Here is a 23,565-nt window from a genome sequence, read left to right as displayed (position 1 = left end):
ATTACTTGGTTTGGAACTGGTGCAGGAAGTCCAGGAAGATCTGTGCCGATACTTCGGCGTCGTCCGCCGTCATTGTCTCAAGCGGATTGTGGCTGATGCCGCCATTGCCGCACCGGGTGAACAGCATGGCGACATCGGTCATGCGGGCCAGCGCCATGGCGTCGTGGCCGGCGCCGGACGGCAGCTCGAACACCTCGATGCCGGCGCGTTCGGTGGCGGCGGCGAACTGCTTTACCAGCCATGGCGCGCACGGTGCGGCGGGGGCTTGCATGATCTTGGTGATTTTGAGGCCGATCTGGCGGCGCGCGCAGACTGCTTCGGCCAGATTCAGGATATCGGTGACGGCGGCGTCGCGCGTGGCATCATCGGCGGCACGGATGTCCAGCGACAGCTTGCAGGCGCCGGGGATCACGTTGACCGAGCCATCCGGCACTTGCAGCTGGCCGACGGTGCCGACCAGCGAACGTTCGCGCCCGCAGCGGTCTTCCACGTACAGCACGATTTCGGCGGCTGCCGCTGCCGCGTCCTTGCGCATGATCATCGGCGTGGTGCCGGCGTGGCTGGCCAGGCCGGTCAGCTCGACCTGGTAGCGGCAGCTGCCGGCGATGGAAGTGACGACGCCGGTCGGTAGGCCTTTGCCCAGCAATACCGGGCCTTGTTCGATATGGACTTCGACGAAGGCCAGCACGTCCTCCGGCTTGCGGGCGACCGACGCGATCTTGCTCACATCGTGGCCGGCGGCGGTCAGCGCTTCGCGCATGGTGACGCCTTGGGCGTCGGCCTTGTCCAGCAGCGCCATGTCGAACTGACCGATGACGGCGTTCGAGCCGAGGAAGGTGCTTTGATAGCGCACGCCTTCTTCTTCCGAGAAGCCGATAATCTCAAGGTCGAACGGCAGGCGTTCGCCGCGCTCATTCAGGTGCTTGACCACGGCGATAGGCAGCAGGATGCCTTCGCGGCCGTCGTACTTGCCGCCGTTGCGGACGGTGTCGTAGTGGGAGCCGGTCAGCAGCGCCTTGGCGCCCGGCTTGTCGGACTTGTAGCGGCCGACGACGTTGCCGACCGGGTCGATGGAGACTTCCATGCCGGCTTCCTTCATCCACGCCGCCAGCTGTGCTGCGGTCTTGCGGTGGGCGTCGGTCATGTAGGCGCAGGTGAGGTTGTCGGCGTCGTCGCTCCAGGCGCCGATCGTTTCCGACCACTCCATGATGGTGGCGCCGAACTGCAGTTCCACTTGCAGCAGCTGGTTGAGGCGCATCTCGGCGATGCGGCCGATCTGGCGCAGGCATTCGGCCAGTTCGTCGTCGCGCTGCGAGCGCAGGCGGCGGCTGAAGGCGGCGATGATCTCCTGCCGCGACAGGCCGTTGCCGGTTGGTCCTTTGACGGCCAGGATAAAGGGGAAGCCGAATTTGGCGTTGTAGTCGGCGTTCAGTTTGTGCAGCGTCGCCAGTTCGTCGGTGGAGCAGTGGGTCAGGCCGGCCTGCGCCTGTTCGCCGGTCGATTCGGCGGTCAGCTCGCCGGCGAGTGCCGCTTTGCCGGCCAGCTCGGGGTGTGCGCGCACCAGGCCCAGTTGTTCTTCTTCCGTGGCTTGCCGCACCACGCTTTGCAGCGATTGTTTGAGCGCGGCGATGGTCGCGAACGGGCGCTGCGCGGCGGCGCGCTCCGGTATCCATGGCGAGTGTTCGTAGAGGCCATGCAGCAGCTGCGTGAACTCTTCGGCGCCGCAGCGGTTCAGGTGATCTAGTGTGATTGTCATTGTTGTGCAGGCAGTCGCCCGTCTCCTCTTGGTATAAGAGGAATGATATATGGCGGGGGAGGCTGTTATATACGCCCGGAGCCATAACCGCATTCAGCCCGGGCTTATGGGGAGTGTTGTGGGCGTGCCACGCCCACGGCGTGATTATTTGGCGGTGAGGGCTTGCGCGGCCTGCGTGACCTGGTCGCGCAGCCACTTGTGTTCCGGCGCCTGGTGTACGCGCTCGTGCCACAGCTGGTAGAAGCGCATCGTCGGGAAGCGCACCGGCACGGTGAAGGTCTTGATCGGCAGATTACGTTCGTAGAAGCGAAGGTATTGGCGCCCGGTGGTGAGCACCATGTCGGTCTGCGTCAGCATGTAGGGGATCAGGCTGAAATACGCCGATTCCACGACCACGTTGCGCTGGTAGCCCTGCTGGGCCAGGAAGCTGTCGATCACCCCGTGGAAGCCGGGCAGCGTGGGCGAGGGCGCCACGTGGGGCAGGCTCAGATAATCGTCCAGCGTCATGTCGTTGGAGTCGGTGCGCTTGGCATATGGGGCGTCGGCGCGCATGGCGCAGATGATCGGGTCTTCGAAGAGGCGCGACAGGTGCAGGTGCTCCGGCGGCTGTTCCCAGTTACCGATCAACAGATCTAGGTCGCCGTCGGACAGCATGCGGATCGCGTCCACCTCCGCGCCCAGGCTGTGGATGATGACACGGCTCTTGGGCGACTCGCGTCGCAAACGCGCCACAACGTTGGGCAGGAATTGAATGTCGAGGTAATCCGGTGCGCCGATGCGGAAGGTGCGGCCTTCCTCCTTGGAGGCGAAGGGCGTCTTGTGCAGGAACAGCTGTCCCACCTCGTCGAGGATGCGTTTGGCGGGCGCCTTCAGGCTCTCGCCGTGCTGCGTCGGCACCATGCCGCGGCCACCGCGCACCAGCAGCGGATCGCCTGTGAGCTCGCGCAGTTTCTGCAGCGAGGCCGAGATGGAGGGCTGCGTTTGATCCAGTTTCATCGCGACGCGCGAAACGTTTTTCTCGCAGAGGAGCATGTACAGAATGCGTATGAGGTGCAGGTCCAGGTGGTCGGGAAGTTGTGCCATGGTGATCGATCTATAACGGTGAGCCTATTTTTAATATACGGCTACTGCCATACGAAAAGCCAGAATTAGTTTTATCGTTCGTTCCACACCATGCGCGGTCTGCGTGTGGTTTTCAATCGGTCGCAGCGGAGCTTTCAACAGTTCGCGGCCAAAAGGGAAATCATCCCAATCGTCTGGAGCGCCCGCGGTGGCAGACGAGCTAAATCCAAACATGGAGACAACATGGAATTGCTCGCTTACGGCGTGGACTGGCTCAATCTATTGGTGCGCTGGCTGCACCTCATCACGGGGATCGCGTGGATCGGCGCATCCTTTTACTTCGTCTGGCTCGACAACAGCATACGCCCGCCGAAGCCCGGCTCCGAGCTGGCGAAGAAGGGCGTCTCCGGCGAATTGTGGGCCGTGCATGGCGGCGGTTTCTACAACCCGCAGAAATACCTGGTGTCGCCGGCCGAGCTGCCTTCGGACCTGCACTGGTTTAAATGGGAAGCTTACGCGACCTGGATCTCGGGCTTCTCGCTGCTGTTCATCGTCTACTACTTCAACGCTTCGGCGATGATGATCGATAAGTCGGTCGCGGACCTGACGCAGTTACAGGCTATCGGCGTGGGTGTCGGCTCGCTGTTGGTGGGCTGGGTGTTCTACGATGCCTTGTGCCGTTCGCCGTTGGGCAAGAAGGATGGCCTGCTGGGCGTGATCATGTTCGTGTTCATCGTCGCCATGGCATATGTGCTGACCAAGTTCCTGAGCGGCCGCGCCGCCTACATCCACGTCGGCGCCATGATCGGCACCATGATGGTCGGGAATGTGCTGATGCTGATCATTCCTGGACAGCGCAAGCTGGTGGAGGCGATGGAGCAGGGGAAGTCGCCCGATCCCATCCACGGCAAGAAGGCCAAGCAGCGTTCCGTCCATAACAACTACTTCACGCTGCCGGTGCTGCTCATCATGATCAGCAATCACTATGCGATGACCTACAGCCATGCCTATAGCTGGGCGCTGCTGGGCGCGATCATCGCGGCCGGTGTGCTGATTCGCCACTTCTTCAACCTGCGCCATCATGGCAAGACCGCGTGGCAGTTCCCTGCGGCCGGCGTGGCGATCCTGGCTGCTGTCGCGGTGGTGATCGCGCCGCGTCCCGCTGCGGCTCCACTGCCTGCGGCTGCCGGCGATGTGGCCGATGCCGCCCACGCCAGCGTCGCGGCGCCGGACTTCAACCGAGTGCAGGCCATCGTCAACCAGCGCTGCGTCAGCTGCCATGCTGCGCAACCCACGCAGCCCGGGTTCGCCACCGCTCCCGCCGGCATCATGCTGCACACGCCGGAGCTGATTCACCAGAACGCCGCCAAGATCAACCAGCAGGCCGTTGTGCTGAAGGCTATGCCGATCGGGAATATGACCAACATCACGCCTGAAGAACGCTCCGAAATCGGCGCGTGGTTCGCCGCCGGCGCCAACTGAGAGATAACGATTATGACTACCACCACCATCAACGGCTTCAACCTGACCGCCGCGCAAGTCGTCGCCGTCGCCCGCGACCATTCCATCGAAGTGAACCTGGCCGCATCGTCGCGCGCCGCGCTGAAGGAATCGCGCGACTACATCGAATCGACCTGGATGCATGACGAAGCGCCGATGATGTACAGCTTTAACACCGGCGTCGGCATGCTGAAGGACACCCGCGTCAAGGTGCAGGACATCGTGCTGTTTCAGACGCAGCTGATCAAGGCCCACGCCTGCGGCATGGGCGAACCCTTCTCCGAAGAGGTCAGCCGCGCCACCATGCTGTTGCGGGCCAATGCCTTCGCCAGCAACTACTCCGCGCCGCGCGTGGAGGTGGTCGACCGCCTGCTGGCCTTCGTCAACGCCGGCATCCATCCGATCATGCCGCAGAAGGGTTCCGTCGGCGCTTCGGGCGACCTGGCGCCGCTGGCCTACCTGGCCGCCGCCATCGCCGGCTTCGAGGAAGCGGAAGTGATGTACAAGGGCCAGCGCATGTCGGCCCCGGACGCGATCCGCGCTTCCAATGTCGGCCCGGTCGTCTTCGAGCTGAAGGCCAAAGATGCCTCTGCGCTGATCAACGGCTGCACCGTGTCGCTGGCCGTGGCGCTGCTGGCCGCCGCCGATGCCCGCAACATGCTGTCCGACGCCTGCCTGTCGCTGGGATTGACGCTGGAGGCGATGCGTGCGGAGATGTCGGCCTTCGATCCGCGCATCCACGAGGCGCGTCCGCACGCTGGCCAGATCAAGACTGCCGCCATCATCCGCGATCTGCTGGACGGCTCCACGCGCACCACGCACGAAGCGCGCGCCGTGCAGTTCCCTGAAGAGCTGCGCCGCACCGACATCCCGTACACCGCGCGCATCCAGGACGTGTATTCGCTGCGCTGCGCGCCGCAGGTCTACGGGCCGGTGTTCGATGCGCTGGACTACATCGACACCATCCTCGATAAAGAGGTCAACTCCGCCACCGACAACCCGCTCATCTTCGGCAAGGACGGCGGCGGCTTCGAGATCATCTCGGGCGGTAACTTCCACGGCCAGTACCTGGCGCAGGCGATGGACCTGCTGGCGATGGCCGTCGCGGACCTGGGCAGCATCGTCGAGCGCCGCGTGGCGCGCCTGATCGATCCGACGCTGTCGTGGGGCCTGCCGCGCAACCTGATGTCCGGTGTGCGCGGCGTGAACACGGGCTATCCGGTGATGCAATGCTCGCTCAGCTCCCTGGTGATGGAGAACCGCACGCTGTGCATGCCGGGCAGCGTGGACTCGATTCCGGCCAAGGGCAACAGCGAAGACCACGTCTCCAACTCCACCTGGTGCGCGCGCAAGGCCGCCACTGTGGTATCGAACACACAATACATTGTTGGCGTTGAAATGTTATTGGCCTCGCAGGCATTGACGATGACGGAAAACCTGCTGCCCGGTTTTGTGCTCGGCAAGGGTACGCAAGCGGCCTATGAATCGGTGCGCAGCCAGATCCCCGCGTGCCTCGACGGCGACCGCTGGCTGCATAACGACCTTGAAGTGGCGCGCTCCTTCATTGTGAGCGGTTCGGTGCGCGAGGCGGTGATCGCGAAGATCGGTGAATTCGTTTAAACCCTGCGGCATGCAAATCATAGGAGGGTAAGCAAGGGGCTACGCCGTAAAAAATACGGCGCGTCCCGACTGTTATAGGCCATAGCAGATAGCAGGTATGCCACCAGACCAATTACATACAGTGGCCCCTGAGATAAGGTCTAAGCCGATTGTTCCCATGTTTAATCGGCGGATGACACAAGAAGCAGTTAAAAATAGAACACGGAGACGTTATGTTAATTCTAGAGAAGTACTTCAAGCTGAAAGAAAATGGGACCGATGTGCGTACCGAATTGGTCGCGGGTCTGACCACCTTTTTGACGATGGCTTACATCATCTTCGTCAATCCCTCCATCCTGGGCGACGCCGGCATGCCCAAGGGCGCGGTCTTCGTCGCCACCTGTATCGCGGCCGCATTGGGCTGTCTGATCATGGGCCTGTACGCGAACTATCCGATCGCCATGGCGCCGGGCATGGGGCTGAACGCTTACTTCGCGTACGTAGTGGTCAAGGGCATGGGCATGCCTTGGGAGATGGCGCTGGGCGCGGTGTTCATCTCCGGCTGCCTGTTCCTGTTCGTCAGCGTGTTCAAGCTGCGGGAGATGATCGTCAACGGCATCCCGCATTCGATACGCACCGCCATCACGGTCGGCATCGGCCTGTTCCTGGGCTTGATCTCGCTGAAGAGCGCAGGCATCGTGGTCAGCAGCCCTGAGACGCTGGTCCGCGTGGGCGACCTGCATTCGGCGCCCACGCTGCTGGCCATCGTCGGTTTCTTCGTCATCGTCGCGCTGGACCGCCTGAAGGTAAAGGGCGCGATCCTGATCGGCATCCTGGCCGTCACCGTGATGAGCTTCTTCGTCGCCGGGAACAAGTTCAATGGCGTGGTCGACATGCCGCCATCGCTGGCGCCTACATTGTTCAAGCTCGATCTGATGGGCGCGATCTCGGTCGGCCTGCTGAACGTGGTGCTGGTGTTCTTCCTGGTCGAACTGTTCGACGCCACCGGCACGCTGATGGGCGTGGCCAACCGCGCCGGCCTGCTCGTCAACGGCAAGATGGAGCGCCTGAACAAGGCGCTGATGGCCGACAGCACCGCCATCCTTACCGGTTCGCTGCTGGGCACTTCCAGCACCACGGCCTACATCGAAAGCGCGGCCGGCGTGCAAGCGGGCGGCCGCACCGGATTGACCGCCGTCGCCGTCGGCGTGCTGTTCCTGGCCTGCCTGTTCATCTCGCCGCTGGCCGGCGTGGTGCCCAGCTACGCCACGGCGCCTGCGCTGCTGTACGTCTCCTGCCTGATGCTGCGCGAACTGGTCGACATCGACTGGTCCGACACCACCGAAAGCGTGCCAGCCGCCATCGCGGCGCTGACCATGCCGTTCACGTACTCGATCGCGCTTGGCGTGGCGTTCGGCTTCATCTCCTACGCGGTGTTGAAGCTGTTGACCGGCCGTGTGCGCGAAGTGCGTCCAGTGATCTGGGCGATCGCTTGCGTGTTCACCTTCAAGTTCGTCTACCTCGGCGCGGGCTGAGGATATAAACCACACGACTGCATCCTCACCGGCGCGCCGCATGGCGCCGGCGGGGACGGTCGCGTCCAAAATAATATGGAAAACTAAAATGAAAACGAGACAAATTCCTCAGCTGTTGTGCATCGCCCTGATGGGCATGGGCGCGGCCCACGCCGCCGACTGGAGCGACACCTCCGTCAGCTGGCGTTACGGGAACGACTACCGCGAGCCGTTCAACCCGAACGATATTTCAAAGAATATTCTTGCGCTGACCCATGTCAGCGGCTACAAGTACGGCACCAACTTCTTCAACGTGGACTTCTTGATGTCGGACAAAAATGATCCGGCCTCGCTGACGCAGAAGTCCGGCGCCAATGAAGCCTACATCCTGTACCGAAATACGGTGGACCTGAGCAAAGTCACCGGACGCGAATACAAGTTTGGTCCGGTGCGCGGCCTGGGCATCACCGGTGGATTCGACGTCAACACCAAGAACGACGTGGGCTACAACTCGCGCAAACGCATGTTCGTGCTGGGGCCGACTTTCATGTGGGACGTGCCGGCCGGGCACTTCAATACCAGCCTGTTCCTGCTCAACGAAAGCAACGCTCCGAGCGGCGCCTTCCCGCCGATATCCACCGTGACTGGCCGTTATACCTACAAGACTCATGCAATGCTGTCGTCGGAATGGGGTATCCCCGTGGGTTCGCTGTGGGCCTTCGAAGGTTTTGCGAACTTCATCGCGGCCAAGGGCAAGGACGAAGTGGGCAACGATACCGGCGCCGAGACCAATATCGACATGCAGCTGATGTTTGACGCGGGCGCCGCGATGGGTTACGTCAAGAATACCTTCCGAGTCGGCGTCGAATATCAATACTGGCGCAACAAGTTTGGCAACACCTCGGCCACCACCGGCGGGCAGGGCTATGTGGCCAAGACGCCGATGATACGGGCTGAGTATCACTTCTGAGTGATAGCGGTCGGATAGAAAAAGGGCAGCCAAGGCTGCCCTTTTTCTATGCCGCGTCCTGCCGGATCGCATAGAATTGCCATCTGCCGCTATACTTGCACGGCAGAGACAGGTCCACTTCGCAGAATGAGGTATCGTGAGGAACAAGTTCGATGATGTAAATACGCGGCGCTGGCTGTTGATGGGTGTCGGCAATTTTGCCTGCCTCGTCATGGCCGCGCTTTCATTGCTGACGCCGCCGGTAATGGCGGCCGCCTCCGGCGAGCGTGGCGATGGCGCGGGCCGCGCGGCCCAGGGCAACGCCAGCGTGATGCTGGAGGAACTCACCAGCACTGAATTGCGCAGTCGCATCGAGCACGGCGCGACCACGATCCTGGTTCCCATCGGCGGCGTGGAGCAGAGCGGCCCTTACATCGCGCTCGGCAAGCACAATGTCCGCGCCGGTGTGATCGCGGCCATGATCGCCCAGAAACTCGGCAATACCATGGTCGCACCGGTGGTATCCTATGTGCCGGAAGGTGCGGTCGCTCCACCGGCCGGCCACATGCGATTTAGCGGCACCATTTCGATCCCGCCGGCCGCCTTCGAAGCGCTGCTCGAGGGAGCGGCTGCAAGTTTTCGTCAGCACGGTTTCCGCGACATCATCTTCATCGGCGACCACGGGGGCTATCAGCAAAACGAAGTGAACGTGGCGCAAAAGCTGAACCGCGCCTGGGGCAAGGATGATCCTGCCCGCGCTCACGCGCTGCTCGAATATTACGAGATCACCCAGACGGCGTTTGTCGACGACCTGAAAAAACAAGGTTACAGCAGCGCCGAAATCGGCCTGCACGCAGGATTGAGCGACGCCTCGCTGATGCTTGCCACCGCGCCGTCGATGGTACGCGTCGAGGCGATGTCTCACGGCCCGAAGCCCGGGGTGGCTGATGGCGTGCGCGGTGACGCCACGCGCGCCAGCGCTGAACTGGGGCGCCTGGGCGTTCAACGCCAGGTCGACGCCTCGGTAAGCGCGATCAAAACCATCCTTCACGAACGTCATCACTAAGCGGCCAGCCACGCTGGCGCTGCATCGTAAAGAGAGACTGCACTATATGAAAACTAGCAAGCATGTTATCGAGCCGGCACGCGCCGGGGCCCGCACCCAGCGCCTGGCTTTCGCCGGCCTGGGCATACTCACGTTGGCGGTTGTCGGCCTGTGCGGCCAGCAGGCCGGCGCCAAGGGGGCGGCTGCGGCCAGTGCTCCGGTCGCGGCGGGCGCCAATTCCCTCTTGGTCGGCATGCCGCCGTTGAGCGATCCCAGAAACGTCTACGGCGACACCGGGCCTGGCCGCATGAGCGCGACCGTCAAGGATCACCTGGCGCGGGTCTATGTGCCCAACCTGCGGTCGAACGATGTGTATGTCATCGATCCGGAGACGCTCAAGGTGGTCGACAAGTTCAAGGTGGGCATCGGCCCGCAGCACGTCGTACCCGCTTACGACCTGCGGACGCTCTGGGTGGCGAACAACGCCGAGCGCACCAAACTGGGCAGCCTGACGCCGATCGACCCGCTCAGCGGCAAGCCGGGAGCGTCGGTGCCGGTGGAAGATCCATACAATATGTACTTCACACCGGACGGCAAATCCGCCATCGTGGTCGCCGAGGCCGTGCATCGCCTCGACTTCCGCGATCCCAAGACCATGGCGCTGCAGTATTCGATCGAAGCGCCGTCTTGCGGCGGCATCAACCACGCCGATTTCTCCAACGACGGCCGTTACGCCATGTTCACCTGCGAATTCGACGGCACCATCGCCAGGATCGACCTGGAAGCGCGCAAGGTGGCCGGCTACCTGAAGCTCAAGATGCCGTCGTCGCGGTATTCCGAGGCGGCGTCCGCGGGGCCGCTGGCGGCTGAAATCTGCACCAGCACCAAGGGCATGCCGCAAGACATACGCATCTCGCCCGACGGCAGCAAGTTCTACATCGCCGACATGGAGGCCGATGGCCTGCATGTGGTCGATGCGGCCTCGTTCAAGGAAGTCGGCTTCATTCCGACGGGCGTGGGCGCGCATGGCATCTACCCCAGCCGGGATGGCAAGCGCCTGTATGTGGCCAACCGCGGCACCCACCGTATCCACGGCAAGCGCAAGGGCAAGGGCAGCGTGAGCGTCGTCGATTTCGCCACCGACAAAGTGGTCGCCAACTGGGCCGTCCCTGGTGGCGGCAGTCCCGACATGGGCAATGTCAGCGCCGACGGCAAATATCTCTGGCTGTCCGGCCGTTTCGATGACGTTGTGTATCGGTTCGACACCGCCAACGGCGATGTGCGCCAGGTCAAGGTCGGCCAGGAACCGCATGGCCTGACCGTGTGGCCACAACCAGGCAGGTACTCGCTGGGCCACACCGGCAACCTGCGTTAAGCGGCGTGGACGATCAGGCGGCCGCTTGTACGGCGCCTGCCAGCACGTAGCGGTTCTTGCCGTGCCGCTTGGCGTGATACAGCGCCTCGTCGGCACGCTTGTAGCTGACCGACAGGTCGCTGTCCCTGTCGAATTCGGCGATGCCGATGCTGACCGTGCGCGGCGGATGCGCCGCTGCCCGCACGCCGTCCAGCAGCGCGACGGCAAAGTCCAGCGCGTCTGCGGCTACGCCGTGGAACAGCACGCCGAATTCCTCGCCGCCCAGGCGGCCGCACAGGTGGCCCGTTCCCAGACTGGCGATCACCTCCGCCGTGTGGATCAGCACTTCATCGCCGGCGTCGTGGCCCAGCGTGTCGTTGATCTTCTTGAAGTCGTCGATGTCTATCATCAGGAAGAACAACGGCAGGTGCGACGGCCGCATCTGCGCGTGACGCACTTCCAGTGTGAACTTGCGGCGGTTGTTCAGGCCGGTGACGAGGTCTTTGTAGGCCATCTCCGCCAGTTCGCGCCGCGCGCGGTGGCTGCGCACCCGCAGGTTGAGGAAGTAGGCGTGCAGGTAGATCGCCATGGCGAAGCTGCTGCCCATGACCAGCAAGGACAGATTGAAGGCAAGCTGTCCCGGTTGTCCTGGGAAATTGCCCACGGTGAGTATCAGCCACACGGCAACGGCGGCGCCGATGTAGTTCAGCATGCCGCCGAAGATGGGCGCGGCCGACAGCGTCAGCACGGTGCCGACCGGCAGCACCCAGAATGTCGGGTCGGGGCAGTACGCCACCAGCAGGCGAAACGCGAACGCGGTGGCGGTGGTGCCGATGATGCCGGAGTAGACCAGCGCCTTGACGGATCGGGCGCGCAGCGAGATGCCCAGGCTGAGCAACATGCCGGGCACGCCGAACAGCAGGCTGGCCTGCAGCGTCTGGCCGCCGGAGAGGGCCAGTATCATGGCGGCCGTGATCCAGCTCAGCAACCCTACGCTCTGCGAGATGATGGCGACCGGGCGCAACTCGGAATAGAACAGCTGCTGTTCGTCGGTATCGCCGCCGTAATAGGAGTAGGGAAGGAGTGTACGCATGCGGTTTCAAGGGCCGGCCCATCGGGAGGGCCCTAAGTATACGTGTTCGTTTGCCCACATCCCAGCAAATTTCTGAAGTGTGGGCATATTTTTAAGATTTACATGCGCGGCTCGCCGGTGCGGGCGTTGACGGCGATGGTCGAGCCTGGCGCCACATTCATTTGCACGCGATGCTGCATGCCGCGATAGTTGTACGTCACGTCCCAGTATTCCGGCTGCGGATTGCTGACGTTTTCGCAGCGGCGCACGTCGCGCGCATAGCTCTGCGAGTTGCTGTTGTTGGCCATGTTGTTGCCGATGGCCGCGCCGGCGATCGCGCCGCCTGCCGTGGCCACGTCACGCCCGGTGCCGCCGCCCACCTGGTGGCCCAGGATGCCGCCGATCAGCGCGCCGGCGATGACGCCGCCGACGTTGTTGCCGCTGCGGGCCGGTTCGCTCACCTGCTGGCGTTCGACCCAGCAGCGCTGCTCCGGCGTGCCGACCACGGCGCGCACCGAGCTGATCGGCACGTCGACCACGCGTTCGCTGGGCCGGCGGCGGTACTCATAAGTCGGCTGCGGCAGCGGCGCCGGGGCTTCGTTGTCGTAGCGGGCACGGCGGCCCACCGGGCGCACCGATGAGATGCGGTCGTTCATGCCCATGCCGCTGAGCGATTCGTAGCTGCCGCGCCGCAGCACCATGCAGTGGCCGCCAAAGTTGGCGTCGTCGCACACTTCCCACTGGCCGCGGTCGACCACCGCCGAGGAGGCGCGGTCGTTGAAGCCTGTGCGCGAGAAGTCGTTGACGGGGCGGTTGGCGGTGAAGGTGCGCCCGCGCCAGCCGTCATGTTCGTAAAACGTGATTTGCGCCATGGCTTGCGAGGCCAGCGTCAGGGTGGCGAGCGCGATTGCGATCTGGATAGGCTTGTTCATATTGGTCCTCTTATAGTTATTCGAGCACCTGCACAATGCGCCGGTTGCGGCGCGCTATCTGTGCGGTTGACAACATAAGCGGATCAGGGCTCGACCGAGTGCGCCCGCTTCAGGCAGCGCAGCACGAAGGTGGAACGGCTGTGGCGCAGGCCGGGCAGCTTGTACAGTTTGCGCCGCAGGAATTCCTCGTAGCCCGCCGTGCCGGCCACCGCCACCTTGATCAGGTAGTCGTACTCGCCGGTCAGCAGATAGGCTTCCATCACTTCCGGCAGGTCGGCCAGGGCCTGGCCGAATTTTTCGAAGATGTCGTCGTCGTGGCGGTCCAGCGTGACCTCGATGATCACCGTGTCCGGGTAGCCCAGCGCCTTTTGGCTCAGCAGCGCCGTGTAGCCTTCGATCATGCCGCCTTCCTCCAGCGCCCGCACGCGGTTCCAGCACGGCGTGGTGGACAGGCCGACTTTTTCCGCCAGCTTGGTGTTGCTCAGGCGGCCGTCGCGGCGCAGTTCGCGCAAGATGCTGCGGTCGAGCTCGTCAATTTCCATGTTGTTTTTCCGTGAAAGATGATTATTCCTTGAATTTTATATCAAGCAGGATGATCTTCTTCAATCGGCTGATAATGAAGCAAAACAAGGAAGCCTATTTTGCGGCTTCCCGGATATTCTGGTTGCATGAATACCACACAAAAAAGCTACCGATTTTGCATCGAGCCGGACGACGCCATCGCCACGCTGGAGGCCGTGCTGGCGATTGTGCGCCGCCTGGGATTGGAGTTGCGCAGCCTGCGCACGACCACGCACCCGCAGGGTGTGGACGTGCAGATACGGCTGGCGGCGCAGGAAGAAGACCCGCTGACGCTGTGCCGCATGCGGCTCAACAATGTGGTTGGCATCCTGGCGGTGCGGGAGATGCCGGCACTGGTGGCATCCCCGGCGCGGATGGCGGCTAGCCGCTGATGTAGGCGTACTTGAACAGGAACAGCGCGGCGATCGCCCAGACCACGGGCTTGACCTGGCGTGCCTGGCCGGTCAGCAGTTTCAGACCGGCGTAGGTGATGAAGCCGAAGGCGATGCCGTGGGCGATGGAGTAGGTGAACGGGATCACCAGCGCGGTGATCGCGGCCGGCACGCTTTCGGTGGTGTCGCTCCAGTCCACGTCGACCAGGTCGCGCAGCATCAGGCAGGCGACGAACAGCAGCGCCGGCGCGGTGGCGTAGGCCGGCACCACGCCGGCGATCGGCGCGAAGAACAGCGCCGCCAGGAACAGCGCGGCCACCACCAGCGCCGTCAGGCCGGTGCGCCCGCCCGCCTGCACGCCGGCCGCGCTTTCCAGATAGGCTGTGGTGCTGGAGGTGCCCAGCATGGAGCCGGCCACGATGGCGCAGCTGTCGGCCAGCAGCGCCTTGTTCAGGCGTTTCATCTTGCCGTCGACCAGCAAGCCGCCGCGGCTCGCCACGCCCATCAGCGTGCCGGTGGCGTCGAACAGTTCAACCAGGAAGAACACCAGCACCACGTTGAACAATCCCAGCGAGGCCGCGCCTTTCAGGTCGAACTTGAACAGCGTCGGCGCCAGCGACGGCGGCAGCGACATGAAGCCGTGGAAGGTGTTCCCGCCGAAGAAAAAGCTCATCACCGTCACCACCACGATGCCGATCAACAGCGCGCCCGGCACCCGCAGGCGGTCCAGCGTGACGATCAGCAGAAAGCCGAAAACAGCCATGATGGTTTGCGGCTTGTGCATATCGCCCACGCGCACCAGCGTCTCGGGGCTGGCGACCACCAGGCCGGCGCTCTTCATCGCAATCAGCGCCAGGAACAGGCCCAGGCCCACGGTGATGGCCACCCGCAGCGAGTGCGGTATGCCGTTGACGATCAACTCGCGCACCTTGAACACGCTCACCAGGATGAACAGGCAGCCGGAGATGAACACCGCGCCCAGCGCCGATTGCCAGGGCACGCCCATGCCCAGCACCACGGCGTAGGCGAAATAGGCGTTCAGGCCCATGCCCGGCGCCATGCCGATCGGGTAGTTGGCGTACAGGCCCATGATGACGGTGCCCAGCGCCGCGGCCAGACAGGTGGCGACGAACACCGCGTCCTTGGGCACGCCGGCGTCGCCCAGGATGGCCGGGTTGACGAAGATGATGTAGGCCATGGTCAGGAAGGTGGTGATGCCCGCGACCACCTCGGTCCTGACGTTGCTGCCATGCTCGGTGAGCCTGAAAAATTTGTCGAGCGGCGACATGTGCGTTCTCCCTGATTGCGTCGAGGCCGAAGAATATCACGTACAGGCGATTCTCCTCGGAATTGCTTATTGCACTGAAAGATGTAAAAATGAAAAAACTCAGAACAAAATGCTATCTCCATCCGTACAGGGCGTCATTATGGAACTTCAGCCGCAGCAAGCCGGCAGCACCTTGGTGCTCAGCCCCGCCGGCCGCATCGATCATACCCATGCCGATGCCTTTAAACTCGCACTGGACCCGCACCTGAGCGACTGTACCAAGGATGGCGCGGTGCTGGTGCTTGATTTAAGCGGTGTCAGTTACATCAGCAGCATCGGCCTGCGCGCGCTGATGGTGGCGGTCAAGCAGGTCAAGGGGCAGGGCGGACGCATGGTGCTGGCCTCCCTGCAGCCGCTGGTGCTCGAGGTGTTCACCATCAGTCGGTTCGACATGCTGTTCGAGATATTCCCCGACCGCGTCGCCGCGCTGGCGGTAGTCGGCGGCGGCTCATGAAAGCGCGCATCTGGGGCGCGCGCGGTTCGCTGCCCGTGGCGCTGAACCACAAGCAGATCCGCGCCAAGCTGGTGACGGCGCTCGAAGGCGCCATCGGCCGCAACCTCGATACGCCGGCGAAGGTGGCCTCGTATATCGACAACGACCTGGGTTTCGATGTGCGCGGCACCTACGGCGGCAACTCCAGCTGTGTGGAGGTGGAGGTGTGGGACCCGGACGCCACCCACGAGCACATCATCCTCGACCTGGGCTCGGGCGTGCGCGCGCTGGCCGGCGCCAAGCTGGCGCGCTACGGGCCGGGCCAGCCGCAGACTTATCACGTGTTCATGTCCCATCTCCATTGGGACCACATCATGGGCTTCCCGTTCTTCACACCGGCCTACATACCGGGCAACCGCATCGTCATCTACGGCTGCCACCAGGAGCTGGAGACGGCCTTCCGCCGCCAGCAGGAGCCGATCAGCTTCCCGGTCGGCTTCCATCAGCTGGGCGCGACCATCGAGTTCGTGCAGATGGAGCCTGGCGTTCCGCTGCGGCTGCACGACCTGACAGTGACCGCCAAGCTGCAGCTGCATGCGGGCGACTCCTACGGCTACCGGCTGGAGCAGGGCGGCAAGGCCATGGTCTACAGCACCGATTCCGAACACAAGCTGGATAACGCCGCCGAGCGCCTGGCCTTCGTCGAGTTCTTCCGGGACGCCGACCTGGTGATTTTCGACGCCATGTATTCGCTGGCCGATTCGATTTCGGTGAAGGCCGATTGGGGCCACTCCAGCAACGTGGTGGGGGTCGAGTTGTGCCAGCTGGCCGGCGTCCACCAGCTTTGCCTGTTCCATCACGAACCGATTTACGACGACGCGCAGATCGCCCGCGTGCTGGCCGAGACTCGGCGCTATGCCGAGATCACCGGTGAGGCGCCGCTGGAAATCGTCTCCGCCTACGACGGCATGGAAATCGAACTGTAAGCCCGGCCATGCTGCTCCGCATGAGAACCAAAGCCCTGGGCGGCATCCGCGCCGGCCAGGGCCGGCCGCTGGCGCTGGTGCTGGCGTGCCTGCTGGCCGTGGCGCTGGCGGCGGGCGGCGACGGTCTTCTGCCGCAGCTGCGGCTTGCCTTGTTCAACGCCTATCAGGTCCACCTGCCGCGCCAGCGCGCATCCGGGCCGGTTCAAATTATCGCCATCGACGAAGCTGCGCTGAAGGAGTTCGGCCAGTGGCCTTGGCCGCGCACGCGCCTGACCGAGCTGATAGAGCACATCAACGCCCAGCAGCCGCTGGCCATCGGGCTCGATATCCTGATGCCGGAGCCGGACACCACCTCGCCCGAGGCGCTCGCTGGGCGCTTGCCGCCAGGCCCTCTGCGCGATAGCCTGGCGGTGCTGCCCGCGTATGACGATGTGCTGGCGGCCGCCATGCGGCGCGCGCCTGTCGTGCTGGGCGCGGCGGGATTCGCGCATCCCGAAGCCGGCACCAGCGACGCCCTGCGCGTGTGGCCGGTGCATGTCAACCGGCCGGCATCATCGCTGCGGGTGATGCGCTTCCCGCAGGCGATGTCCAGTTTGCCCTTGCTGCAAGCGGCCGCCAAGGGGCAGGGTCTGTTGTCGGTGGATCTGGAGCGTGGCCTCGTGCGCCGCGCACCCTTGGTCGGCGCGATCGGCGATACGCTGGTGCCGGCGTTTTCGATGGAACTGCTGCGCGTTGCCACAGGCAGTTCGGCGCTGGAGATCGAGGCGGGCGAGGACGGCATCCACAGCGTGTCCGTCGGCGACTTGCATGTGCCGGCCACGCCGGACGGCGTGGTGTGGGTGAATTTTTCCGCGCCGGCGATGGATCGCTACGTTTCGGCGCTGGACGTGATGCGCAACCGGCTCGCTCCGGGCGCGCTGCAAAACAAGATCGTCATCGTCGCCATGACGGGGTTGGGCCTGACGGACTACAAGACCAACGCCCGTGGCGATTTCATGCCCGGCGTGGACACGCACGCGCAAATGATCGAAAGCTTCTTCGACGGCGCTTTCCTGCGCCGGCCCGCCTGGATGCGCTGGGCGGAGGTGGCAATGTTTGGCGTATGCAGCCTGCTGCTGGTGTGGTGGCTGCCCAGACTGCGCCTGCTGGTGTCGGCGCCCTTGTGCGGCGTGCTGGCGCTGGGCTTGTTCGGCGGCGGCGCGCTGTTGTTCGCGCGCGCCGGCTTGCTGTTCGACGCGGCGGGCGTGGTGTGCGCAATCGGCGTGGTGGGATTGAGCCTGTTGGCCAGCATGCTGACGGCGGCCGTGCGCGGCCGCAAGCAAAGTGAGCGCGCCTTGCAGGTGGCCCGCGTCTCCGCTGCCAAGGTGGCCGGTGAACTGGGCGCGGCGCGCCGCATCCAGATGGCGACGCTGCCGCAAGCCGCGCAGGCATTCCCCGGCGAGCGGCGCTTTTCGCTGGACGCCTTGCTGGAGCCGGCGCGTGAAGTGGGCGGCGATCTGTACGACTTTTTCAAGCTGGACCGCGACCGCGTGTTCTTCATGGTCGGCGATGTGTCGGGCAAGGGTTTGCCCGCGAGCCTGTTCATGGTGGTGGCGAAGGCGCTGTCCAAGAGCATCGCGCTGCGCGGCCCGTGGGAGATGGCGGCCATCATGAACGGCGCCAACCGCGAGTTGACCCGCGAGAATCCCGAGATGCTGTTCGTGACCTGCGTGGCCGGCATACTGGACGCATCCAACGGCCAGGTCTTCCTGTGCAACGCCGGCCATGACGCGCCGCGCCGCCTGACCGTGGACCGCCGTGTCGATCACCTGCAGCCGGCGGACGGCCCGCCGTTGTGCGTGATGGAGGACTTCGAATATCCGGTGCAGCACTACCAGCTGCAAGCCGGCGAGTGTCTGTGCCTGACCACCGACGGCATCACCGAAGCGATGGACGAAGCGGGGAATTTATACGGCAACGCGCGGCTGGACCGCTTGCTGGGCGGGCTGTCCGCGACCATGCCGGCGGTGGTGGTGCAGGCAGTGCGCGATGACGTGCGCCTGCACGTGGGCCAGGCCGAACCCTCCGACGACCTGACTTTGCTGGTGCTGCGCTGGGACGGCGTGGACTGATCAGCGCACGCGGATTTCCACGCGGCGGTTGCGCGGCTCGTCGACGCCATCGGCGGTGGGGACCAGCAGTTCACGCTCGCCGCGTCCCTGCACGGCGATGCGCTCGGCATCGATCCCCACGTCCACCAGCATGCGTTTGACGGTGGCGGCGCGCCGCAGCGACAGCTCGTCGTTGTAGGCCTGCTTGGCGACGGTGTCGGTATGGCCGATGACGATGATCTCGGGCGCGGGGCGCGACGCCAGCTGCGCCTTGATGTCCACCAGCCGCGCTGCCGATTCCGGCACCAGCGTATCGGTATCGGTGACGAAGTACAGCGTGAACACGGCGGCCCGCTGCGGCATGGCGGTCAGCGTGCTGGCGTAGCGGTTGCCGATATCGGCGCCGTCGCCCGCGCTGACGGTGGCGCCCTTGCTATCGATGGCGGCGGTCTGGTAGGGTTTGTCTAGCACCGTATCGACACCTGCGGTGGTGATGACGACCGCGCTGGCCTTGCCGTCCTGGCTGGGCAGCAGGGTGATTTGTTCGGTCGGTGTGCGTTGCTGCGAGACGGCGGCCAACAGGCAGGCGATCCAGATCAGCATGCCCATGGCTTACTCCCCGTCTTTGACGTCGATGACGAATTCGGTGCCGCGCACGCCCAGGATGGAGGTCGGTGTCCGGAACTGCACCGCGCCGGGCGACTGCTTGGACAGCTTGCCGGAGATGACGCCGAGCGTCCCGCGCTTGACCGTGGCATTCAGCACGCCGTCGTGCGAGGTCGGATCGAAAGCGTATTTTTCAAGCCACACATTGCTGTTCGGCCCCACTGCCAGCAGTGTTTCGTCGCGCAGCGTGATGCCCACGCTGCCGTCGGCGCCCGTGACCACGCGGTCGCTGGCCATCAGCGCGGCGCCGGGGGCGGCCGGGGTCTGTTTGCCGGCGCGCTCTATGGCGGCGGCGCCCTTGGCGGTCTTGATCATGCCGGCCGGCTGCTCGGCGGCGCAGGAGCCGGCCATGGCCAGCATGGCCGCCGCAGTGGCTACGGCGGCAACGGCGACTTTTAAGTTTCGCATGTTTCTTCTCCTGAGATGAGCATTCCGATAATATGCTCGAATGGACAGAAAAGAAACCGGTATTGCGCACCTGTTGCGGTTTCCGGCGCGGCTGGATGCGGTCTCCGGCGCGATGTCGTTTGCTGCGATGGCGTTGCAACAGGCTGGCCTGGGGCCGGGCGTGGTCGCGCGCGCCGAACTGATTCTGGAGGAGCTGCTGCGCAACAGCATCCTGCACGGCCATGGCGGGGACAGCGCCCATTCGGTGTGGGTGGGCGTCGTCGGCGCGCGGCTGGTGTACGAAGACGAAGCGCCGGCCTTCAATCCGATCACGCAAGGCCCGCCGCCGTCCGATCCGGGACTGCCCATCGAGGCGCAGGCCGTGGGCGGCGTCGGGCTGCTGCTGATACGGCAGCTGGGAAGCGCGGTGGCCTATCAATATTCCGGGGGGCGCAATCGGATCGAGATCACCTTACAATAGAGGCTATCATCAACCAACAGGATTATGCATGAGCGAGTTTTCCAGCGATATCTACACCGAGCCATCCACTATCGACGTCAACACCCTGAACAACCTTGGCCCGCTGGCGCCGATGGCAGGCATCTGGAAGGGCGAGCGTGGCCTCGATATCAAGCCGAAGGCGGACGGTCCACGCAAGCAGGCCTATGTCGAGCGCATCGAGCTGCATCCGATCGATCCCGTCACCAATGGCCCGCAGCTGTTCTACGGCCTGCGCTACCTGATCATCATCAACAAGCCTGGTCAGGCCAAGACCTATCACGAGCAGGTAGGCTACTGGCTTTGGGAGCCGGCCACCAGCACCGTGATCCAGACGCTGGGCATTCCGCGCGGGCAGATCGCCATGGCGTCCGCGGTGGTGGCGCCGGATGCGAAGGAGTTCGAACTGGTGGCGCGGCTGGAATCCGATACCTACGGCATCCGTTCCAATCCCTTCCTGGAGTACGGCTTCAAGACCGTCGAGTACCGCATCAAGGTCACCATCAACGACGATGGCAGCTGGGGCTACGAGGAAGACACAGTGATGATGATACGCGGCCAGGATGAACCGTTCCACCACGTCGACCGCAATCTGCTGTTCAAGGTCGCCGAGCCGGTGGCCAATCCGATGGCGAGCGGCATTCCAGCCTAATCGGCCAGCGCGTAACCGTCGCGGCCATTGCGTTTGGCCGCGTACAGCGCACCGTCGGCGCGGGCCACCAGTTCGGCCGGCGTTTCAGCCTCGTGCCGCTGCAGCGCGATGCCGATGCTGGTGGTGATGCGCATCGTCCTGCCGGCGATGTGGAAGGGCCTGCGCACCGCTTCGATGATCTTGGCCGCGAGCCGTTCGGCTTCGCCGTGGCCGTTCACCTGTTCTAGCACGATCACGAACTCGTCGCCCGCCAGCCGCGCCACCGTGTCCGACGCGCGCACATTGCCCACCAGCCGCGAGGCGAACTCCTTCAGCACGACGTCGCCCGCTCCATGGCCCAGCGTGTCGTTGATGTTCTTGAAGTGGTCGACGTCCAGATAGGCCAATGCGAGCGACCTGCGATTGCGCTTGGCCCGCACCAGCGCCAGCTGCAGTATCTCTTCGAACATCAGGCGGTTGGCGATGCCGGTGAGCGTGTCCACGCGGGCCAGCTGCGTCAGGCGTTCCTCGATTTCCTTCATGCGCGTGGTGTCGTGCGTCAGCGAATAGATGCCGACCACGGTGCCGTCGGCGCCGATCTCCGGCACGAAGGTGGTCTCCAGCGTGTGCAGGCTGCCGTCGATTTGCGCCTTCAGTTCATAAGTGGCGTTCTCGCCGCGATAGGCTTGCTCCAGATGGATCTCGGCCAGCTCGTAGTGATCGCGGCCGATGCCATCGACCAGGTGCCGGCCTATCAGTTTGTCCGGCGCCACGCCGAACCACTGGAAGAAGGTGGCGTTGACGAACTGGAAGCGGCGCTTGTGGTCCAGATAGGAGATCAGCACCGGCAGGTTGTCGGTCAACAGCTTCAAACGCTTTTCGCTGGCGGCCTGGCGCAGCTCCGCGCTTTTGCGCTCGGTGATATCGACCGCCATCAGGTAGACCCCGGCGACGCTGCCGTCGGCGGCGAAGTCCGGTATCAGGTCGCCCATCACCTGCTGCGGCTCGCCGTTCTTGCGGCCTTCGCGCTCGTAGTGCACGCGCTCGCCGCGCAGCGCAGCTTCGTGATACGGCGCCAGCGACCCTGCGAAATCCTTGCCCAGCACTTCGTCCATGGTCCGGCCTATCATCGCCTGCGGATCGAGGCCCAGCATGGTGCGGAAGTATTCGTTGGTGAAGTGGTAGCGGTTGTCCCGGTCGATATAGGCGACGATGGCCGGGATGCTGTCGGCGATCATGCGCAGGCGCTTCTCGCTGTCGGCGATCTTCTGTTCGTACAGCACGCGCTCGGTGATGTCGTGCAGGAAGGCGGTCGCGTAGTACGCGCCGCCGTGGCGCAAGGCGCTGATCGACAGTTCAACCGGGACCTCGTGGCCGTCGCGGTGCAGCGCCGCGATGCGCACCCGCGAGTTGACCATCGGCCCGATGCCGCCGCCGGCGAAATGCGCCATGCCGGCGATGTGCGCGGCGCGCTGGCCGGGCGGAATAATCAGGTCGGCGATGTCGCGGCCTATGGCCTCTTCGCGGCTCCAGCCAAAGGTGCGTTCCGCGGCGGCGTTCCATTTGGTGATGATGCCGTTGTTCTCGCAGCTGACGAAGGCGTCCGGCGCTTGTTCGAGGATGTTGCTGATCAGGGACTCGCTCTCGCGTATGGCTTCCTGCGCCTGTTCGCGTTCAGCCATCAGCTCGTGGAAGGCGCCGCTCAATTCGCCGATTTCGTCGGCCCGGCGTCGCTGCAGCACGCCGATGCTGACGTCACCGTTGCGGATGTCGTTGACGTTGCGGCGCAGCCGTCCCAGTGGCTTGAGCAGGGCCTGGATCGCCAGCCACGCCATCAGGCCGGCCAGGGCGGCGAAGGCGCCCGCCGCCAGCATGGCATGGCGGCGCATCTCGATCATCGGCGCGAACGCTTCGTCCACCGGGAAGCGGGCGCCGATGATCCAGTTGGTGGTGGACAGGTGCTTGTACGAGTAGATGCCTTCGCTGCCGTCCTTGTTGGCCGCCTCGGTCCAGCCCTCGAATCCCTTCAGCGCCATCTCGGTGGCGCGGTTGTAGCCGGGGCGGGCGTTGATGTGCTCCAGCAGCCGCTTGGGATTCGGGTGGTGCAGCAGGATGCCCTGCGTGGTCATGATGAACATGTAGCCGGTCTTGCCCGGCTTTTGCGCCGCGATCTGCGCCAGGAAGTCGGAGTCGATCAAGTCGATGCTGCCGCCCAACAGCATCACCGCCTTGCCCTGGGCATTGAGCACCGGCTGGATGATCATGATCGCGGGCCGTCCGGACAGGATGCTCTTGAACGGCGGCGACACCACGGCGCGCCCTTGCGCCAGCACCTTCTGCATGAACGCGAGCGGACGCTCGTCCAGCGCCAGCACGGCCGCGCCTTCGCCTTCGGTGTGTATCAGCACGCCGTTCTGGTTGAAGATGTGCAGGTTGAGGAATTCCTTGCGCACGGCCGGATGGCGGGCCACGAAGGCGCTCATGCGCTGCGGGTCCTGGCCGGCGTCGGGCGGCACGGCGTCGGCCAGGCTGGCCAGCAGGGCCTTCTTCGCGGTGATCTGGGCGTCCACCTGGGCTGCGGCCGAGGAGAGCAGGGCGAACTGCTGGTTGCCGATCACACCCTTCATGTCGCGCTCCGCCAGCACCAGCGCGACCCAGGTGACGATCACGGTCGCAACCAGCACCAGCATGACCACGACGGCTGTCATGCGGAATTTGAGGCTGCGCGGCAGCAGTGCTAAAACGGCCATGTTGCTCTGTTTTAAGTATATTGGACGGAGTATTACATACCCGGTCTTGCAAGGCCAGCA

The 23,565-nt window shown here is 64.2% G+C and carries 21 protein-coding genes; 12 read left to right on the top strand and 9 right to left on the bottom strand.

Going from position 1 to position 23,565, the window contains the following annotated elements; translation table 11 throughout:
- Position 1: 1 nt before the first annotated feature.
- Positions 2–1,756 carry an allantoate amidohydrolase gene (locus AC07WS_RS12930; RefSeq protein WP_494729467.1) on the bottom strand — a complete coding sequence of 585 codons (1,755 nt, stop codon included), beginning with the start codon at positions 1,754–1,756 and terminating at the stop codon, positions 2–4.
- 144 nt (positions 1,757–1,900) lie between these two features.
- On the bottom strand, positions 1,901–2,839 hold the full coding sequence (locus tag AC07WS_RS12925) for a LysR family transcriptional regulator (RefSeq protein ID WP_494729466.1): 939 nt from the start codon (positions 2,837–2,839) through the stop codon (positions 1,901–1,903).
- 222 nt (positions 2,840–3,061) lie between these two features.
- Here AC07WS_RS12925 and AC07WS_RS12920 point away from each other — a divergent pair, with 222 nt between their 5' ends.
- The 6 genes from AC07WS_RS12920 to AC07WS_RS12895 all read left to right on the top strand — a co-directional run bounded on the left by AC07WS_RS12920 (position 3,062) and on the right by AC07WS_RS12895 (position 10,800).
- Positions 3,062–4,300, top strand: a complete 1,239-nt coding sequence (locus AC07WS_RS12920) for a urate hydroxylase PuuD (RefSeq protein ID WP_494729465.1) — start codon at positions 3,062–3,064, stop codon at positions 4,298–4,300.
- A 12-nt stretch (positions 4,301–4,312) separates the two neighbouring features.
- Positions 4,313–5,938, top strand: coding sequence for an HAL/PAL/TAL family ammonia-lyase (locus AC07WS_RS12915; protein ID WP_494729464.1), 1,626 nt, complete (start codon positions 4,313–4,315; stop codon positions 5,936–5,938).
- 212 nt (positions 5,939–6,150) lie between these two features.
- Positions 6,151–7,452 (top strand): NCS2 family permease, encoded by a 1,302-nt coding sequence (locus AC07WS_RS12910; protein ID WP_494729463.1) that lies wholly within the window; start codon positions 6,151–6,153, stop codon positions 7,450–7,452.
- 88 nt (positions 7,453–7,540) lie between these two features.
- The gene (locus AC07WS_RS12905; protein WP_494729462.1) at positions 7,541–8,401 is read left to right on the top strand and encodes an outer envelope protein; all 861 of its coding nucleotides are present in this window, start codon (positions 7,541–7,543) and stop codon (positions 8,399–8,401) included.
- Positions 8,402–8,537: 136 nt separating this feature from the next.
- The gene (locus tag AC07WS_RS12900) at positions 8,538–9,446 is read left to right on the top strand and encodes a creatininase family protein (RefSeq protein WP_494729461.1); all 909 of its coding nucleotides are present in this window, start codon (positions 8,538–8,540) and stop codon (positions 9,444–9,446) included.
- Between the two features lie 46 nt (positions 9,447–9,492).
- Positions 9,493–10,800 carry a YncE family protein gene (locus tag AC07WS_RS12895; protein ID WP_494729460.1) on the top strand — a complete coding sequence of 436 codons (1,308 nt, stop codon included), beginning with the start codon at positions 9,493–9,495 and terminating at the stop codon, positions 10,798–10,800.
- Between the two features lie 13 nt (positions 10,801–10,813).
- Here AC07WS_RS12895 and AC07WS_RS12890 read toward each other — a convergent pair whose 3' ends face one another.
- The 3 genes from AC07WS_RS12890 to AC07WS_RS12880 all read right to left on the bottom strand — a co-directional run bounded on the left by AC07WS_RS12890 (position 10,814) and on the right by AC07WS_RS12880 (position 13,325).
- Entirely contained in the window at positions 10,814–11,872 is a 1,059-nt protein-coding gene (locus tag AC07WS_RS12890) for a GGDEF domain-containing protein (protein WP_494729459.1), read from the bottom strand.
- A gap of 98 nt (positions 11,873–11,970) precedes the next feature.
- Positions 11,971–12,783, bottom strand: a complete 813-nt coding sequence (locus tag AC07WS_RS12885; RefSeq protein WP_494729458.1) for a beta/gamma crystallin-related protein — start codon at positions 12,781–12,783, stop codon at positions 11,971–11,973.
- Positions 12,784–12,866: 83 nt separating this feature from the next.
- Positions 12,867–13,325 (bottom strand): Lrp/AsnC family transcriptional regulator, encoded by a 459-nt coding sequence (locus AC07WS_RS12880; protein WP_117015064.1) that lies wholly within the window; start codon positions 13,323–13,325, stop codon positions 12,867–12,869.
- A 126-nt stretch (positions 13,326–13,451) separates the two neighbouring features.
- On the opposite strand from AC07WS_RS12880, the gene AC07WS_RS12875 reads away from it, so the two are divergent.
- A complete protein-coding gene (locus tag AC07WS_RS12875; protein WP_494729457.1) occupies positions 13,452–13,736 on the top strand; it encodes a hypothetical protein in 285 nt (94 codons plus the stop codon).
- Here the strand turns inward: AC07WS_RS12875 and AC07WS_RS12870 are convergent.
- Positions 13,726–15,024, bottom strand: a complete 1,299-nt coding sequence (locus AC07WS_RS12870) for an NCS2 family permease (protein ID WP_494729456.1) — start codon at positions 15,022–15,024, stop codon at positions 13,726–13,728. The two genes, AC07WS_RS12875 and AC07WS_RS12870, sit on opposite strands and share 11 nt — an antisense overlap.
- On the opposite strand from AC07WS_RS12870, the gene AC07WS_RS12865 reads away from it, so the two are divergent.
- From AC07WS_RS12865 to AC07WS_RS12855, 3 genes are read left to right on the top strand one after another with little or no spacing between them, the layout of a single operon-like run.
- Positions 15,023–15,517, top strand: coding sequence for an STAS domain-containing protein (locus AC07WS_RS12865; RefSeq protein WP_494729455.1), 495 nt, complete (start codon positions 15,023–15,025; stop codon positions 15,515–15,517). The genes AC07WS_RS12870 and AC07WS_RS12865 overlap by 2 nt on opposite strands.
- A complete protein-coding gene (locus AC07WS_RS12860) occupies positions 15,514–16,482 on the top strand; it encodes an MBL fold metallo-hydrolase (protein WP_494729454.1) in 969 nt (322 codons plus the stop codon). Before AC07WS_RS12865 ends, AC07WS_RS12860 begins: the two co-directional genes overlap by 4 nt.
- 20 nt (positions 16,483–16,502) lie before the next feature.
- A complete protein-coding gene (locus AC07WS_RS12855) occupies positions 16,503–18,593 on the top strand; it encodes a CHASE2 domain-containing protein (protein WP_494729453.1) in 2,091 nt (696 codons plus the stop codon).
- On the opposite strand, the gene AC07WS_RS12850 is transcribed toward AC07WS_RS12855, so the two are convergent.
- Together AC07WS_RS12850 and AC07WS_RS12845 are read right to left on the bottom strand one after the other, a co-directional pair.
- The gene (locus tag AC07WS_RS12850; protein WP_494729452.1) at positions 18,594–19,181 is read right to left on the bottom strand and encodes an OmpA family protein; all 588 of its coding nucleotides are present in this window, start codon (positions 19,179–19,181) and stop codon (positions 18,594–18,596) included.
- A gap of 3 nt (positions 19,182–19,184) precedes the next feature.
- Positions 19,185–19,646 (bottom strand): FecR family protein, encoded by a 462-nt coding sequence (locus AC07WS_RS12845; RefSeq protein WP_494729451.1) that lies wholly within the window; start codon positions 19,644–19,646, stop codon positions 19,185–19,187.
- 40 nt (positions 19,647–19,686) lie between these two features.
- Between AC07WS_RS12845 and AC07WS_RS12840 the strand changes: the two genes are divergently transcribed.
- Positions 19,687–20,106, top strand: a complete 420-nt coding sequence (locus AC07WS_RS12840; protein ID WP_494729450.1) for an ATP-binding protein — start codon at positions 19,687–19,689, stop codon at positions 20,104–20,106.
- Positions 20,107–20,134: 28 nt separating this feature from the next.
- The gene (locus AC07WS_RS12835) at positions 20,135–20,776 is read left to right on the top strand and encodes an FABP family protein (protein ID WP_494729449.1); all 642 of its coding nucleotides are present in this window, start codon (positions 20,135–20,137) and stop codon (positions 20,774–20,776) included.
- On the opposite strand, the gene AC07WS_RS12830 is transcribed toward AC07WS_RS12835, so the two are convergent.
- A complete protein-coding gene (locus AC07WS_RS12830; protein WP_494729448.1) occupies positions 20,773–23,505 on the bottom strand; it encodes a PAS domain S-box protein in 2,733 nt (910 codons plus the stop codon). The two genes, AC07WS_RS12835 and AC07WS_RS12830, sit on opposite strands and share 4 nt — an antisense overlap.
- Positions 23,506–23,565 lie beyond the last annotated feature (60 nt).

The sequence above is a fragment of the Duganella sp. GW821-FHT01E12 genome, assembly GCF_059422325.1.
Note: the sequence above shows the minus strand (reverse complement) of the source record. Positions and strands in the feature narration are given on the sequence as shown.

Bases quoted from the DNA above. Each gene is read 5' to 3' on its own strand.
- AC07WS_RS12930 (WP_494729467.1), bottom strand. From the start codon at position 1,756: ATGACAATCACACTAGATCACCTGAACCGCTGCGGCGCCGAAGAGTTC.
- AC07WS_RS12925 (WP_494729466.1), bottom strand. From the start codon at position 2,839: ATGGCACAACTTCCCGACCACCTGGACCTGCACCTCATACGCATTCTG.
- AC07WS_RS12920 (WP_494729465.1), top strand. From the start codon at position 3,062: ATGGAATTGCTCGCTTACGGCGTGGACTGGCTCAATCTATTGGTGCGC.
- AC07WS_RS12915 (WP_494729464.1), top strand. From the start codon at position 4,313: ATGACTACCACCACCATCAACGGCTTCAACCTGACCGCCGCGCAAGTC.
- AC07WS_RS12910 (WP_494729463.1), top strand. From the start codon at position 6,151: ATGTTAATTCTAGAGAAGTACTTCAAGCTGAAAGAAAATGGGACCGAT.
- AC07WS_RS12905 (WP_494729462.1), top strand. From the start codon at position 7,541: ATGAAAACGAGACAAATTCCTCAGCTGTTGTGCATCGCCCTGATGGGC.
- AC07WS_RS12895 (WP_494729460.1), top strand. From the start codon at position 9,493: ATGAAAACTAGCAAGCATGTTATCGAGCCGGCACGCGCCGGGGCCCGC.
- AC07WS_RS12890 (WP_494729459.1), bottom strand. From the start codon at position 11,872: ATGCGTACACTCCTTCCCTACTCCTATTACGGCGGCGATACCGACGAA.
- AC07WS_RS12885 (WP_494729458.1), bottom strand. From the start codon at position 12,783: ATGAACAAGCCTATCCAGATCGCAATCGCGCTCGCCACCCTGACGCTG.
- AC07WS_RS12880 (WP_117015064.1), bottom strand. From the start codon at position 13,325: ATGGAAATTGACGAGCTCGACCGCAGCATCTTGCGCGAACTGCGCCGC.
- AC07WS_RS12875 (WP_494729457.1), top strand. From the start codon at position 13,452: ATGAATACCACACAAAAAAGCTACCGATTTTGCATCGAGCCGGACGAC.
- AC07WS_RS12865 (WP_494729455.1), top strand. From the start codon at position 15,023: ATGTGCGTTCTCCCTGATTGCGTCGAGGCCGAAGAATATCACGTACAG.
- AC07WS_RS12870 (WP_494729456.1), bottom strand. From the start codon at position 15,024: ATGTCGCCGCTCGACAAATTTTTCAGGCTCACCGAGCATGGCAGCAAC.
- AC07WS_RS12860 (WP_494729454.1), top strand. From the start codon at position 15,514: ATGAAAGCGCGCATCTGGGGCGCGCGCGGTTCGCTGCCCGTGGCGCTG.
- AC07WS_RS12855 (WP_494729453.1), top strand. From the start codon at position 16,503: ATGAGAACCAAAGCCCTGGGCGGCATCCGCGCCGGCCAGGGCCGGCCG.
- AC07WS_RS12850 (WP_494729452.1), bottom strand. From the start codon at position 19,181: ATGGGCATGCTGATCTGGATCGCCTGCCTGTTGGCCGCCGTCTCGCAG.
- AC07WS_RS12845 (WP_494729451.1), bottom strand. From the start codon at position 19,646: ATGCGAAACTTAAAAGTCGCCGTTGCCGCCGTAGCCACTGCGGCGGCC.
- AC07WS_RS12840 (WP_494729450.1), top strand. From the start codon at position 19,687: ATGGACAGAAAAGAAACCGGTATTGCGCACCTGTTGCGGTTTCCGGCG.
- AC07WS_RS12835 (WP_494729449.1), top strand. From the start codon at position 20,135: ATGAGCGAGTTTTCCAGCGATATCTACACCGAGCCATCCACTATCGAC.
- AC07WS_RS12830 (WP_494729448.1), bottom strand. From the start codon at position 23,505: ATGGCCGTTTTAGCACTGCTGCCGCGCAGCCTCAAATTCCGCATGACA.